The following is a 15,770-nucleotide window of genomic DNA, read 5'->3' as shown; positions in this document are numbered from 1 at the left end:
CTAAACAAGAGACGCGATCCAAAGTTCGCGTCAATTTGAAGATTTGAAAATTTGAAAATTCTTTAAGTGCTACGTTCAAAACGGATCATTAAATCTCTGGTAAACAAACGGGACTTAAACAAATCTAGCTGACGCACAGAATGCATTTTCAAATTACCATATTTTCAAATTTTCAAATTAGAAATTAACGACACTCCAAAATGCGGGTTTCGGCTGCCAATTCACATCGAATAGCAATGGATAATTTTTGCGGCCGGGAACAGGATAGTGATCGAGCCATGTGGTGCGATCGGAAGTGTTCCAGAAAGTAACACCTGTGATTACGTTTTTATAGTCGCGGAAAATGCTGAACATTTTCTTGTATTGCTCGGTTTGCTTTTGTTCCAGTTCCGACGTGTATTTATCTATATCGTTCGCAGTTTTTGCACGAACATTTTTCTCCCACGGGTAAATGGACATGTCCAATTCCGTGATCTGTATTTGCAAACCAAGCGATGCAAACTTTTCAATGGCATCCCGTAGTTCTTTTTCTGTTGGTTCATAAATTGACCAATGGCCCTGTAATCCCACTGCGTTGACAGGCACATGCGCATCAACAAGCTTCTTTAGCAACTTGTAAACCCGGTCACGTTTTTCAGGTCTCTCAGTATTATAATCGTTGTAAAACAGCTGTGCATTTGGATCTGCTTCGTGTGCATATTCAAATGCCTTTACAATGAAGTCTTCTCCACATATCTGGTACCACAATGAATTGCGATAAAGCCTGGAGCTGTCATCATCAACCGCTTCGTTTACGACATCCCATGCATAGATCTTTCCTTTGTAGCGCGATACAACCGCTGTAATATGATCCTTCAAACGTTTTAGTAAAACTTCTTTAGACACCAGTTTCCCATTGGCATCGGTGAACAACCATTTTGGCGTATGCTCGTGCCAGCAAAGGTTGTGGCCACGAACGCGCAATCCATTTGCTTGTGCAAATGCAACTATAGAGTCTGCGTCATTCCAGTTGTAACGATTTTCCTCGGGATGTATCGCTCCCATCTTCATCGAATTTTCCGGGGTGATGCTGTTGAATTGTTGCAATATCAGCTTAGCCTCATCTCCTTTTAACGATTGTGGCATAACTGCAACGCCAATCGGAAAATAATCTTTGTATGCATCTTTCAGTGTTTTCTGTTGAGCATTGGCTGTTGCCAGGCTGGCAGATAAACACAGGATTGATGCAAGTTTTATAAGTTGCTTTTGCATAATTATAATGTTTTACAAACTATTTGAAAACGAATTCTTCATATTTCAACAATAAGTATAGTGCTCTTCTCGAAAACACAAGATTGTCTGGAAAGTTCCAAAGAAAGAATTTTCAAATTTTCAAATCTTCAAATTTTCAAATTAGCTAGTTTTCAGGAGGTCCTAAGTAACTTTGTTTAACGCCACCAAAATCTACGACTACTTTCTGCAGCACGAGTCCGGCATCAACCATCCAATATTTCACCACATGCTTTCCTCCATTCTTCAACGGATGTTTTGAATTGCTGATGATGATATTATTTGCCACCCAATTCCCCCACTTTTTGTTATTCATCCCTTCATGAATATTGATCACTTGCGGCGTTGCATCATCGATAGAAACAGCATAGCGCAAACCATCGTTATGAAAATTAAGTGTTGGAGAAAAGTATAACGAGACCGTGATGCTGTCTGTTGCTGCGTTCGTCGTTATTTCATATTCAAGGTGCGGCGCATTATTTTTTGGTGTTTGAACCGATGCTGTAACAGGAAAAGGCGTAATACCGTCACCGGTTCGTCCAATATTTGGAATCACTTGCCATTTGATTTTGCTGTTGCCAATTGCTTTGGTAAACCTGTTGGCTTCAAAAGCTGCATATTCATTTTTTTCTGTTCCAACAGGCAATGTGTATTTTGCAAAAGACACATTTTTGTTTGCAACGTCAAACCTTACAACCTGTGGCATTTTGTTGGAATCGGGTTGTTGCCAGTAGGTATAGCCTATATGGGTTTGGTCCATCATATGCTGCCACTTTCCACCAGCTAATGTATCGTTATAGTATTTTGAAATGCGGGCATCGTTTGCATAATAAAAAGCAACACTGTCTGCCATCACATTTGCGAGCGTATATTCTTTTTGTTCCGCGAAATATTTGTTTTTAGCCACCGCCAAATACATGGAATATAGATTGGCACAAGCTTTCACCGGATGAAGCACCAATTGAAAATAAGCGTCACTGTATTGTGAAGGTAATTTTCTATTGATCGCTTCTGCTTCTTTTAGCAACTTATTGTAATCGTTTGTTACACTTTGAAACTCGTTATAATTTAAAAGACTAAACGTGGAGTCGTTTAATAGTTCAGGCTTGCGGCGAGCATTGTATTGTGTATACTTTGTAAGAATATTTGCAATCGAAGCAGCATACTCTTTTCCGAATTGTTGTTGTGCCCAATTGCGGGTGTAAGCTGGCAAATCTTCTGCTTTAATTTTTTCGGGTTTCCATGCATAGTCGAGGAAAAATGAAATCGGGAATTCCATTGGCTTCAGGTCGCCTACGTTTACGATCCACACTTGCTTTGCTCCGTATTCGTAAGCAAGATGCATTTGCTCCCATGTACGTTCGATCTGGTTTGTATTTAACCATTTGTAGTTGCGTGGATCTCCAACGTAATCGAAATGATAGTAAATGCCATAGCCACCTTTGCGGGGTTTATCTGTAAGTTTGGGAAGCTTGCGAATGTTTCCCCAATTGTCGTCACAGAGCAGCAGTGTAACATCATCCGGTACACGCATTCCTTTGTCGTAGTACTCTTGCACTTCTTTGTACAGGGCCCACATTTGCGGCACGTCTTCTGCCCTTTTACCTGTTACTTCTTCAATGATCGCCCGCTGACGTGCTACTATTTTTTCGAGCAAAGCAATGTTGCTTTGTTCGCTCATTGGCTCATCGCCATCGCCACGCATGCCAACAGCCACGATGCTTTCGTTGTTGCCATTGCGTTGGATGCCTTTTTTCCAAAACTCATCCAGCTTTGTAGAGTTCACATCATAGTTCCATTTTCCGGAACCGTATCTTCTCCATTCATCATGTGCACGCATCATGGGTTCATGATGTGATGTGCCCATTACGATGCCATACTTATTTGCCAAAATCGGGTTAATGGAATCATCATCATTAAAAGCATTTCCCCACATGGCGGGCCATAAATAATTTCCCTTTAAACGAAGCAGCAATTCAAAAACATGTTCATAAAAAAGGTGATTAAAGCCTCCGAATTTTTCCTTTGTCCAACCGGAAAGTGCAGGCGCTTCATCATTCAAAAAAATGCCCCTGTACTTTACGGATGGATAAGAAAAGAGAAAAGCATTTTTCTGTATGCTTATGTTTTTGTTTTGCGTCACAGGAACATCTGCCCACCAGTTCCAGGGTGATACTCCTAGTTGTTTGGATAACTCAAATACACCGTAAGCAACGCCACGCTTGTCTGACCCTGTAATAACAAGGATTTGAGCATTGACCAATTGCACCTGGTAAGCATCCCACCTGCCCTGCAAACTATCAATGGAAATCTTTTTGCCTTTAACCAGTTCATTGATAGCGGCAGACTTGTTTGCCATACCAACCACAATTATGTTTCCGTTGCTGATTGTGTGTACGATAGAAGGCTTGTTGCCTGTTACCTTTTCAATATCCTGCTGCAAGAGGCTTGCAGCTTTCTGAATCAACCAGTCATCATGTTCATCTGTGTAAATAGATACCTTTTGCAATGAAAAATTTCCGGGAACATTTTTCGTTGCAATGATATTTTGTGCTTTAGCAAAAAGCGAAATGATTAGTACAAATAAGATAAGAACCGATTTCTTCATGGTATAACTTTATTGGCACACTGATGACACGGATGAGACTGACTTACACGGATTTGATTGGGAATCAAAACGAATATCATGCACTCAACCCTGGCTGCAAGCTTCTGGCAACCGGCAACAAGAAGATCACAATTTGTTTTATTTAGAAACCAACAGAGTTGCCTCCATCTACCGGAAGCACCACGCCTGTTATATATTTAGAACTGTCGGATGCGAGAAACAAAGCAGCATCGCCGATATCAGCAGGTTTGCCGAGTGTACCCATTGGCGTTCTTGACATTACTTTTTGTTTTCTTTCGGGGTCGTTATTTAGGGCAGCGGCTGACATATCGGTCGCGATGAAACCGGGTGCAATACAGTTGATTCGAATGCCTTTTGGAGAAAGTTCAACTGCCATTGCTTTTGTCATGCCTTCTATTGCAGATTTAGAGGCTGTGTATGCAATAACTTTTGGAATACCATATTGAGAAGCCATTGAACTGATATTGATGATGCTTCCGGAACTCTTCTCGACCATGCATCTTACCACTTCTCTCGACAACGCAAAAACGGCGCTCACATTGGTCTGTAGTATTTTGTGGAAGTCTTCATCAGTTACGTCTAAAAATTCCTTTTTCATATTGATGCCTGCATTGTTTACCAGCACATCAATTTTTCCATATTGATCAACGATCTTTTTCACCATCACCGGGATGGCTTTTAAATCGGTAAGATCGCAGGAAATAAATTCACACAATTCCCCCAGCTTCTCTTTTGCCTGACATAGTTTTTTCTCATCCCTCCCTACAATAATTGTAAAAATGCCCTCATGCACAAATTTTTGTGCAATTGCCAATCCAATACCAGAGCCACCTCCAGTCACTAATGCAATTTTGTTGTCTTTTGCTGTTTTCATAATTTCTTTCTCATTTATTTCTTATCACAGGCACGCACAATCAATTTGAGATTTGAAATTTGACATTTGAAATCAAAGTGCAAAAGTATAATGTATTCTCTCACACAATCATCTCAAATATCAAATTTCAAATAACAAATTTCTTACTTAATACTATTTAGTTCCTTTCAATGCTTGCATTACTGCTGAATAAGCAGGCTTTTTGGCAAAACTGTTATCCCACAACAATGGCAATGATTTCGCTCTCCAGCTATCAGGATCATCAACTCCCCAAACTGTAACACCATAGCGTTGCGCTGCAGGTACATATTTCAAATAAGAGTTTATGATATAGCTGTACATGGATGCCTGGTAGCCCAATGTTTGAGCATCACCAACAGCAGCATTTAAAGCAGAAGGCCTTGTTGCAACATCAAGCTCTGATATCCTTACCTGCAAGCCTGTTGATGCCAAACGCTGGAACATGTAGTCTATCCCGGTATAAGATGTAGTAAGCGCGTCAACGTGCATTTGAGTACCGATGCCATCTATTTTGGCTCCTTTGCCTTTCAGGTACGCAACATAAGCCACCATTGAATCTGTTTTTGCTTTGCTCGATTCCAAATTATAATCGTTGATGAACAACAATGCAGAAGGATCGGCAGCAGCAGCATATTGGAATGCGCGCAATGCATAGTCTTTAGTCACTCCGTTGAAAGGATAATCTGACCAGAAGAACACATCTGATGATACTGTAATACCACCAAGGTTTGTGCTTGTGCGTATGGTACCTGCATCTGTCAATGGTTCGTTCACAACATCCCATGCCTTCACTTTTCCTTTGTAATGTGTTGCCATACCGGTAATGAAGTTATTCATTGCTGTGTCTACTTTAAGCGCTACCTGTGCACCTGAAGGCACTTGAACAGATTCTTTTACGCTGGCATCATCGATATAATAAGTGTTGGCAACTTGTCCCATATCGAACAGGAATGTTGTAGAAGAAAGTGTTGCCGTGATCGTCCAGCTAACTTGTTGCCAAGCCGTTCCTATTGTCTGATCGCCTTGATATTGTGCGGCAGAAGGACCTGTAGAAAGCCTGATGGAACCGCCGGCTGAGATTGCCTTTACCCAATAAGAAATAATATATTGTTTTCCCGGAGTCGTTGCAAAAGCTGCGCTAGACACCTGCACCTTCCATTGGCTACCTGTTTGAGCAGTAGGGTTCACTACCTGCATGAAACCAGTACCTGCGTGTGCGTTTGAACCTGTTGTAAAAGTAATGGTAGCGCCGTTTGTGTTAAAGATGCTCCATCCGGTGTTACCAGATTCAAAACCAGGGTTACCTAACAATTCTGTTGCAGCAGGAGCAGTGATCCCCGCATAACTTTTCAGGTAGGTAGCGTTTTGTTGTGAATGCCAGAGTAGCGTGTGGCCGAATACACTCAGGCCCGCTGAAGTTGCCTGGTTTACGATAGCGTCTGCATTGGTGAACTTCAATGAACCATCACTCTGAACAATCGAACCATGTTTCATTTCGTTGCCTGGTGTCAGGAAGTTCGCTTCTCTCGCAATGATCGGAAAATATTTTGCATAGTTCGCATCACCCTGGTAGGCCGCAAAACCAATGTTCATACCGTTTGCAACACTCTTTAGTGTTCCTGAAGTGTCGCCGTAATTGCCAGTATTAAGAATACCAATGTCTTTCATTTTGGTACAGGAAGTCAATGCGCCCGCAGCCAATAATGAAAACATGAAATATTTTTTATAATTCATAATTCACAATTTTTAATTTTTGATTAATTAGTCCATCCCGGATTTTGGTAATCAGATGGATTTGGCACTGTTACTGAATTCAACTGAGACTGCGGAATTGGTCTCAACATCATGAAGTCCTGTATTTTAGGCAATGCAGGCGGATTATACAGTTTTACGCGGTTCACCAATTGCTTGCGTACTGCAAGATCTACCCAGCGATTCGCTTCACCTGCCAACTCACGGCCATGCTCATCCAAAATAAAGTCAAGTGTAATGGTTGCAGGCGTTGCAGCTACCATAGCAGCTTGTCTTGTTGCCACATCTGCGGCAGACAAATTGGTTCTGGACGCAGCACGTGATCTCAACACATTGACCTGGTTTATGGCTTCTGCATTATTACCCAGTTTCATGGCTGCTTCTGCTGCCAACAAATATACTTCTGACAGTTTAAGCACCGGATAAGGTCTTCCACCACCTTCATTTGCATTAGGTCGTGCAGGATCCCAATATTTCTTCATAGATGGAGCTAAAACAGGTTGAGCAGCACCACCCGAACCAGGGTAAGTACCATTGATACCAGGCATTTCAGCAGGGCTGATTACACGGTAAGGTTTTGCGGATTTTAATTGTGCCGCGGCTAACGTGCTATACTCAGCAAGACTATGTGCTACTACTATGGCTGTATCGCCTATGTTGTAGGTGAAATTTCCTGAAAAGCTGCTTCCTGACTGATAGTTTGAAGTAGTTTGTACAGTACACAAATAAACGCTGTTAAATGTACCATCGTAACGGCTGTCGTTTGTCTTATCGGCAAACAACGTATTATATAAAAAATCTGTAGGCAAAATCACACGGAGAGGGCGGCCGTACAATGCTGTACGTGTAGCACAAGGTTTACCACTGCTGCTTGCAACAGGAGCAGGAGTCGCATCATAGCTCATGTTATAGTCGTTCGATGAATTCACGTCTTTACCGCCGGAGGTGGCAGCCAAGCCGTTAAATACAGACTCTTCATTAGAAGGCAAATCACCAGGGATACGCTCTATCGCAAACAATATTTCCGGATTATAATCACCGCCCTGCTGACTTACAGTATTTTTTGCAGGGGCTGTCACATCTGCATAATTATTCAACAAGCTGCAGCCATAAGTTGCTTTGTTGTTGATAACCTGCATAGCGGCATTGTATGCGTTCTGCCAGTCAGAAGCTTCTGCATTAGCAGAATATCCTTTGAAGATATACGCCTTTGCCAACAAACCATAAGCAGCAGCTTTTGATAGATTAAAAGCAGCGGCAGGACGCTGAGTTGGCAGGTTTTGTGCAGCGTAATTAAGGTCGCTGATGATCAGGTTCCAGTCTTTGGTCAAAACATCTGCCATAGGCAAACGGTTAAATCCAGTGAAAGGCAACATATTAAAAGCATAATCACCGCTGCCCAGATCCACCGGTATTGCGCCAAAATGTGATACCAGCGTCAAATAAGTCAACGCTCTTAAAAAGTGTGCTTGTCCCAAAATATTCGCGGTATCTATTCCGGAAATACCTGGCGCCCACGTAATGATTCCATTGCACATATTGATATTACTAAACGTTCTGTTCCACAGTGTTAAAATGGAACCGTCTGAATAGTCAAAAGTATAGGCACTCATTTGATAGGCGCCGGCAGAACCACCCGCGTTGCCCCACCACATGTCAGTACCCGCATCACCAGCAATATTGGCACCTTCAGGACCATATATATAGCGCAGGCCGGAAAAAACAGAATTTAGGCCCAACTGTATCCCTTGTGCATTTTGAAACATCGCTACTGTATTTACAGTATAAGGATGCTCGTTTAATTTTTTACTGCAGCTGTTCTCTGTCAGTAGAACCGAACCCGCCAGCAGTAAGTATAGATATATTTTTATTCGTTTCATTACCTGTCTGTTTTAGTAATTTAAAAATTCACATTTACGCCCACCATATAGTTTCTTGTAAGTGGTGTAGCTGCACTGATGGTGGTCATAGCGTTACCATATGTATTGGCACGTAAGTTATCCGGATTGCTCACACCTGTTGAACCCTGAGCGGTTGCTATTGGTGCTATACCTGTCTGTTTCATGTATGGAGAGAACAGGAAGCCAACATTATCTATTGTACCGTAAAGGCGAATAGAACGAACGCCAAGATTCTTGATTAAATCATGCTTAAACGTATAGCCTACATTGATAGCTTTAACCTGAAGGAAAGAGGCATCGTAGTAACCTAAGGTTTGCCATGCTGTTGTAGCGCTGCTCCATCCGTTGGTACCATTAGCAATGGTAGGGAACCAGTTGGTAGGATTGTTAGGTGTCCAGTAGTCTACTTTTATTGAGTTTCTACCAAGATTGGCCCCGGAACCCATTGTTGTAAGGTAAGAAGACTGCCATTGATGTATTTGGCTTATCAATGTACCACCGAAACGTCCATACATAGTAAAGGACAAATCAAATCCTTTATAAGCGAAAGTATTGGTCATACCACCTTGTAATTTAGGGTCGCCATTGCCAATGATATATCGGTCCGCAGTGGTAATTTTTCCATCACCGTCATGATCTTCTATTTTAATCTGGCCCGGCGTTGCACCGTATTTAGCAGCTTCTGCAGCCTCATTGATCTGCCAGATACCTTGCTTTTTATAATCGTAAATGGAAGTCATGGAATAACCGGTGAACAACTGGTTACCTATATTTTGCGTGGTGTTACCTACTTGTTTGGTCAATTTATTCTTGTTGAAGAATAAATTCAAATCGGTCGTCCAGCTGAATCCGTCTGCATTAGAAGGTTTAATATTTAAAGAAGAGATGGCGAATTCCATACCCCAGTTCTTCATTTGCCCTACGTTTAAGTAATAAGGATCGCCACCGCCACCAGAGCTTTGAGGCAAAGACAATGCGAACAACAATTTATTGGTAACTGCATTGTAATAATCAATAGACCCAGTAATACGATTGTTTAAGAACCCATAATCCAATCCTATATTGACAGTATTGGTATATTCCCAATCCAGGCCAGGATTCGGCAATCCGGCTAAATAATAACCCACTTGAACGCCTTGGCCATAATTATATTTTACGATGGTGCTCTTGCTCATATCACCGCCTAAGTTGGCAAGACCATTGTTATTGGTAACCCTGCCCAGGGAAGAATAAGCGCCTACTGACTGCGAAGCTGTTTGACCATAACCGGCTCTTAATTTCAACTGGCTTATCCATCCAAGCTTATCGTTATTTTTTATAAAATTTTCGTTCATAATATTCCAACCCAGAGACCCTGCAGCAAACTGGTGCCAGTTATGCCCTGCAGCCAATACAGAAGATCCATCTCTTCTGTAGGTACCCGTAACCATGTATTTGTTGTCATAAACATAGTTGACACGGCCCATGTAAGAAAGGATAGTTGAAGAGACTTCCGCGCCGGAAACTACAGCTGCCGGTGTTGGTGAAGCCTGCGACATATCAAAGTATTGTGTTTGGTCAGAATACATTGAATCTTTGCTCGCGAACGTATTATGCATTGATTGTTGCTGTATGCTATACAAACCTGTAGCACTGATATGGCTCTTTCCAAAATCCTTATCGTAGGTCAACAAGTTTTCTGCTGTGTAGGACCAGGAAGATATATTGTTTACTGAAGCGTGATTACCGTTTTGCGGTCTGAAGAAACTTGGATTAGGATTTGTCGCAGGATTGGTAGTGCCATTGTAGTGGTCAGCTGCCTGGAACTGATCTTGTTCTTCCTGAGAATAATCCAAACCTAAATTGAAGCGGTATTTAATACCATTCCAGATATTCGCTTCGGCAAACAAACTGTTGAACGTATGTAAAATTCTTTTTTTATCCACCCACATGCCATTATTGTTTTTTAACAACAATGGGCTGTAGTTACCGGCAACATCATTTGTATTACCATGTCCCATAGCATTGAACACAATATTACCTGCACTGTCGTAAGGGCTTACCCACGGACTGGTTGCAAGTGTAGGGAACATAACACTACCTCCAACGAATTGCGCACCGTTTTGAATGCTCAGGCTGGTCATTGTATTCAGGCCTACTCTCAACCATTTGCCCACTTTGGTATCAACGGATAATCTTAAAGATGCACGCTGATAATCCTGGCCGGGCAATACAGCAGTTTCTTTGTAATAACCGCCACCTAAGGAATAGGTAGTGCCTTCATTACCGCCCGAAACAGTGAGATAATGGTTTGTCTTATAAGAGTTTTGATATATCATATCCTGCCAGTCATAAGATTTGCCGGCTGCAATATTTTTCATTTCATCTGGCTGAAAACCTGTACCTGCAGGAGCCGCAATATTGTGCATGGCAATATATTCCGGGCCGTTAAATACCGGATACTTTTTAGCGACTGTACCAACACCGTAGTAACCATTGTAATCTACTTTTGAGACGCCTGCAGCGCCGCGTTTGGTAGTAATCAAAATAACTCCGTTTGAACCACGGCTACCGTAAATAGCCGTAGCAGATGCATCTTTCAAAATACTTAATGCAGCAATATCATCGGGATTGATATCATTGAGGTTACCACCATAAGGAATACCATCTACCACTACTAGAGGAGCATTGGTCCCAAATACGGAACGTACACCGCGGATGCGAATAACAGCTCCTGAACCAGGCGCCGTACCTACAGTTTGGATATCCACACCTGGCGCATGTCCCTGTAAGGCATTCTGAAAGTTAGCAGATGGCACTTCTTTCAAGGCTTTTGCGCTCACTAAAGTCACAGAACCAGTAACGTCTTTCTTTTTCTGTGTACCATAACCAACTACTACAACCTGTTCCATCTCCTTGGTTTTGCTTTCCATTTTGATGTTCAGGATTTCGTCCTTAGCTCCCACTTTGCGGGTAATACTAAGAAAGCCAACATAAGTAAAAGTCAATGTGCTGTTCGCAGGAACAGTAATTGAATAAGCACCGTCGTTGTTAGTTGAAGTCGCATTGGCGCCCACACTAATAGTTACGCCGGGCAATGTCTTGCCGGCATCGTCGGTAACAACACCGGTAATTTTGACATTAGACTGCGCATACAGCATATTACTGCATACGGTTAGCAATAGCAAGAGAATACCGAATAAATTTAGTCTTCTCTGCCTTACTACTGATTTTTTTTTGATAGTAGTACTCATAAAAACAAGCAGTTCATTTGTGAATTAATATTTGGAAAAAATGGTGCGAAGATTTGTTGCGCGTACGCTAGCGCATTTAAGATGTGTTCATGGCAATTTCGTTTTGGCTAAGCATTTGGTTTTGGTTTATTAATGGGGTGAATGGTCAATCGTGAATCGTGAATATGAGCGACCCGATTCACGATTGACCATTCTCGTTTCACGATTATTCAACGATAGCAACATTCCCTACTGCCGGTTTAGCAATTCCCAACGTCTCACTTCTTTGCATTGGCGAAGAACCTCCTACATAGAACGTTACTTTACCAGTCGTTTCAAGGGTTTCGCCATTGTCGTTTACAAGGGATAGCATATCTGGTGTTACAGTAAACTTCACCACTTTTGATGCGCCCGCAGCCAGGTTGATTCTTGTGAAACCTTTCAGGCTGTACAGCGGCTCGTTTTCACCGGCACCCGGATGAGATACATACAATTGGATCACTTCGTCAGAGGCAGTCTTGCCTTTGTTTGTAACAGTTGTTTCAACTGTCATCGGCTGACCTTTCTTTACGTTTTGTGTAGATGTTTTCAAGGTACCGTAATCAAATTTTGAGTACGTCAAACCATAGCCAAAAGGATACATTGGCTCTTCGGTCATGTAGCGATAGGTCCTGCCCTTCATACTGTAATCTTCGTATGATGGTAACTGTTGCAAAGATTTTGGAAAAGTAACGGGCAGTTTTCCGGAAGGGGAAACTTTGCCGAAAATGATGTCTGCCACTGCATTTCCACCTTCCTCGCCAGGATACCATGCGAGTAATACAGCATCGGCCAAATCATGAATTTCAGAAAGGTTCATAGGAGATCCTCCTGTAATTACCGCTATTACAGGTTTTGGATTATCTTTTTTCATTTTTCTCAAAAACTCAACCTGGTTTTGAGGAATGTTGTAATCAAGTCTGTCACCAAAAGACGGAGAAGCAATAGACTCGCCTTCTTCACCTTCCATCAATCCGTTGATACCTAAGACAACGATTGTCGCTTCTGTATTTCTTGCTTCGTCAGTTGTCCAGTCGATTGGATTAATGTTGTGCCTGTCGAGCAAACAACCAGGCCTGTACTGCATTTGGCTTTCAGGAGAAATATGAGAAGCAATACCTTCCATGTAAGTAACCATCTGTGGATTCACTCCATAATAGTTACCGATCAGCGACATTACGTCTGCTGCGTTTGGCCCAGTCACGAAATATTTTTTAAGATCACTCCTTAAAGGAAGCGCACCGTTGTTTTTCAACAACACGATTGATTTCAATGCCACTTCTTTTGACAGAGCTCTGTGTTCCGCGCTATTGATAACGTTTGCAGAAATCTTGCTATAAGGATTTGAAGAAGCAGGATCAAAAATACCCAGCTTCATTTTTGTACGAAGCAAAATGGCCAGTGCGCTATCGACCTCTTTTTCTGTAATTAAATTTTGTTTTACCGCCTCGATCAGTGAAGCATACTCACCACCACAATCAAGACTCACCCCACGTTTAACCGCGAGGGCAGCGGCTTCTACGCTATTTGCAACAACTTTATGTCCTTTGTAAAAATCTTCAATCGCGCCGCAATCAGAAACTACGTGACCTTTGAATTTCCACTCATCTCTCAACACATCCTGCAATAAGAATGTATTACCACAGCACACTTCTCTATTGGTTCTGTTATAAGCACACATCACAGCTTCTACATTCGCTTCTGTCACCAATGCTTTGAAAGCAGGCAGATAAGTTTCACGCATATCTTTCATAGAAGCCTTCGCATCAAATTCATGACGCAGTCTTTCTGGTCCGCTATGTACAGCGTAGTGTTTGGCGCAAGCCGCAACTTTTAAATAATTAGGATCATTGCCCTGCAAACCTTTTACAAAAGCAACACCAATTCTTGAAGTAAGGAACGGATCTTCTCCGTAAGTTTCCTGGCCACGTCCCCATCTTGGGTCGCGGAATATATTAATATTGGGTGTCCAGAAAGTGAGACCTGCGTATTTCTGACGGTAGCCTTTTGCTATCGACACATTATATATAGCACGGGCCTCGTCCGAAATGGCGGTAGATACTTTTAAAGCCAGTTTTTCGTCAAACGTTGCACTCAGGCCAATTGCCTGCGGAAAAACGGTTGCAACGCCTGAACGGGCCACACCATGTAAACTTTCGTTCCACCAGTTGTATTCGGGAATTTGAAGGCGAGGGATTGCGGAATTACTATTCATCATCTGGCTCACTTTTTCTGCCAGTGTCATTCTCTTTAACAGATCCTGAACGCGGGCCTCACGAGCCTTTGTAATGTCCAAATAAACAGGCTTGCTGGTCTGAGCCTGGAGCATCGAAACAGCAGTAAAAATTCCGATCGCAGTTATGCAGAATCTTCTTTTCATATGGCTTATAAATAGTCTTATAGCAGAAAAAGCAATCTCTGGTTTAGTGTCTTTTTTCGTTTTGGCGAGACACGTTTGGCATTAACACAATGCTAATATCATAATTTTTTTTGTATTTGCAACCGATTGCATAAAAAATTTCAAAAAAAAGTTAATTTAGTACCCAGAATCAATACGCAAACGATTGTATGAAATGAGTCCCGCCTGCCGTTGGCGCGGGACGAATTCCATCTGACCATAATAAAATGAAAATTCCAGATGAAAGAAGACAAAGAGATCACGATATATGACCTTGCCAAGCATTTGAAGATATCCGCAGCCACTGTTAGCCGTAGTTTGAAGGATCATCCCGGCATTAGTAAGTCTACCAAGAAAAAGGTACAGGAAGCCGCTAAAGAAATGGGCTACCGTTCGAACAATTTTGCCAGGAATCTGAGAAAGCAAAAAACAAACACCATCGGTGTAATTGTCCCCAAACTTAACAGTTATTTCGTTTCTTCCGCTATCGCAGGTATGGAAAAAATTGCCAACGAGAATGGCTATAATCTTATCATAAGCCAGTCGCTGGAATCGGTAAAAAAAGAGATCGCAAATACCATCACAATGTTTAACAGCCGCGTGGATGGTCTGTTGGTTTCGCTTGCTTACGACACGGAGAACATGGAACACTTTGATGTATTTTTTGATAAAAATATTCCTGTCGTTTTCTTTGACCGTGTGTACGAAGACAGCCGCAGCCTGAATGTTATTATTGATAACTACCGCAACGCCTACGACATTACCAAACATTTGATTGATGAGGGTTGTAAGCGCATCATGCACATTGCGGGTAATCTTACCCGAAATGTATATGCGGAAAGATGCCGTGGCTACAAAGATGCGTTGCGCGATGCAGGCTTTGAGTTCCAGGACGAACTTTTAATCGTTAACGAACTTAGTGAAGAAGCTGGTAAAGAACTCGGCAAAAAAATATTGCAGATGCCCAACAAACCCGATGCTGTATTCGTAGCCAACGACGTGTGTGCGGCGAATTGCATGCAAATCATTAAAACTGCGGGCTATTCCATTCCCGGCGACATCGCATTCGCCGGATTCAACAATGATCCTATTTCGAAGATTGTGGAACCGCATCTTACTACTGTTAATTATCCATGTTATGAAATGGGCGAAATGGCGATGCGCAACCTGATTGACCACCTTACCGGCGATGGCAATATCAGCACTACAAACAAGATTATCCTGCGTTCGGAGATTGTGGTGAGAGCGTCGAGCTTGAAAGGAAAAGGGCAGTGAGAAATTAAGAATTAGGAATTAGGAATTAAGAATTCATTCCCGGCTAGTTAACGATTTTTGTACCGATAGGTTTTTTGTTTATCAGGGCTTCGACAAGCTCAGCCTGACAGCACAAGTAGCGTGTCGGGCTGAGCTTGTCGAAGCCTTGTCAAATTTATAGGCGAGTCACATCAGCCCAGTGCCATGGTTCGTGTCCTCACGAACCATTTGTTTGCACTATAGCAGGTTCGTGAAGACACGAACCGCGGCAGCAAGTACTATGGAACAATGACGCACCACTTTTTTACTTCTTGCTTTTTACTTTGACTTACCCTCCCGGGAACGTTTCCAACGATAAACAATAAATTTCCTTTGCTATTTAATATTGCAATCCTTTAGTTTTGCTGCCCGGAACTCAGAC

The 15,770-nt window shown here is 42.2% G+C and carries 8 protein-coding genes; 1 reads left to right on the top strand and 7 read right to left on the bottom strand.

Features of this window, described 5'->3' with window-relative positions; all coding sequences use genetic code 11:
• Positions 1-177: 177 nt before the first annotated feature.
• From KTO63_RS24355 to KTO63_RS24325, 7 genes are all read right to left on the bottom strand, one after another.
• Complete coding sequence (locus tag KTO63_RS24355) at positions 178-1,251, bottom strand: endo-1,4-beta-xylanase (RefSeq protein ID WP_217794583.1); 1,074 nt, start codon at positions 1,249-1,251, stop codon at positions 178-180.
• Positions 1,252-1,396: 145 nt separating this feature from the next.
• Positions 1,397-3,877 (bottom strand): glycosyl hydrolase 115 family protein, encoded by a 2,481-nt coding sequence (locus KTO63_RS24350; protein ID WP_217794581.1) that lies wholly within the window; start codon positions 3,875-3,877, stop codon positions 1,397-1,399.
• Between the two features lie 142 nt (positions 3,878-4,019).
• Positions 4,020-4,772, bottom strand: a complete 753-nt coding sequence (locus tag KTO63_RS24345; RefSeq protein WP_217794580.1) for an SDR family NAD(P)-dependent oxidoreductase — start codon at positions 4,770-4,772, stop codon at positions 4,020-4,022.
• Between the two features lie 153 nt (positions 4,773-4,925).
• A complete protein-coding gene (locus tag KTO63_RS24340; RefSeq protein WP_217794579.1) occupies positions 4,926-6,527 on the bottom strand; it encodes an endo-1,4-beta-xylanase in 1,602 nt (533 codons plus the stop codon).
• A 23-nt stretch (positions 6,528-6,550) separates the two neighbouring features.
• Entirely contained in the window at positions 6,551-8,425 is a 1,875-nt protein-coding gene (locus KTO63_RS24335) for a RagB/SusD family nutrient uptake outer membrane protein (RefSeq protein ID WP_217794578.1), read from the bottom strand.
• A 20-nt stretch (positions 8,426-8,445) separates the two neighbouring features.
• Positions 8,446-11,679: a SusC/RagA family TonB-linked outer membrane protein gene (locus KTO63_RS24330; RefSeq protein WP_217794577.1), complete on the bottom strand. Its 3,234-nt coding sequence runs from the start codon at positions 11,677-11,679 to the stop codon at positions 8,446-8,448.
• Between the two features lie 205 nt (positions 11,680-11,884).
• Positions 11,885-14,077 (bottom strand): glycoside hydrolase family 3 C-terminal domain-containing protein, encoded by a 2,193-nt coding sequence (locus KTO63_RS24325; RefSeq protein ID WP_217794576.1) that lies wholly within the window; start codon positions 14,075-14,077, stop codon positions 11,885-11,887.
• Positions 14,078-14,335: 258 nt separating this feature from the next.
• On the opposite strand from KTO63_RS24325, the gene KTO63_RS24320 reads away from it, so the two are divergent.
• Complete coding sequence (locus KTO63_RS24320) at positions 14,336-15,370, top strand: LacI family DNA-binding transcriptional regulator (protein WP_217794575.1); 1,035 nt, start codon at positions 14,336-14,338, stop codon at positions 15,368-15,370.
• The last annotated feature ends 400 nt before the right edge of the window (positions 15,371-15,770 follow it).

Source organism: Pinibacter aurantiacus (genome assembly GCF_019130065.1).
Taxonomy (GTDB): Bacteria; Bacteroidota; Bacteroidia; order Chitinophagales; family Chitinophagaceae; genus Pinibacter; species Pinibacter aurantiacus.
The sequence above is the reverse complement of the archived record's forward strand: the minus strand, read 5'-3'. Positions and strand labels throughout refer to the sequence as shown.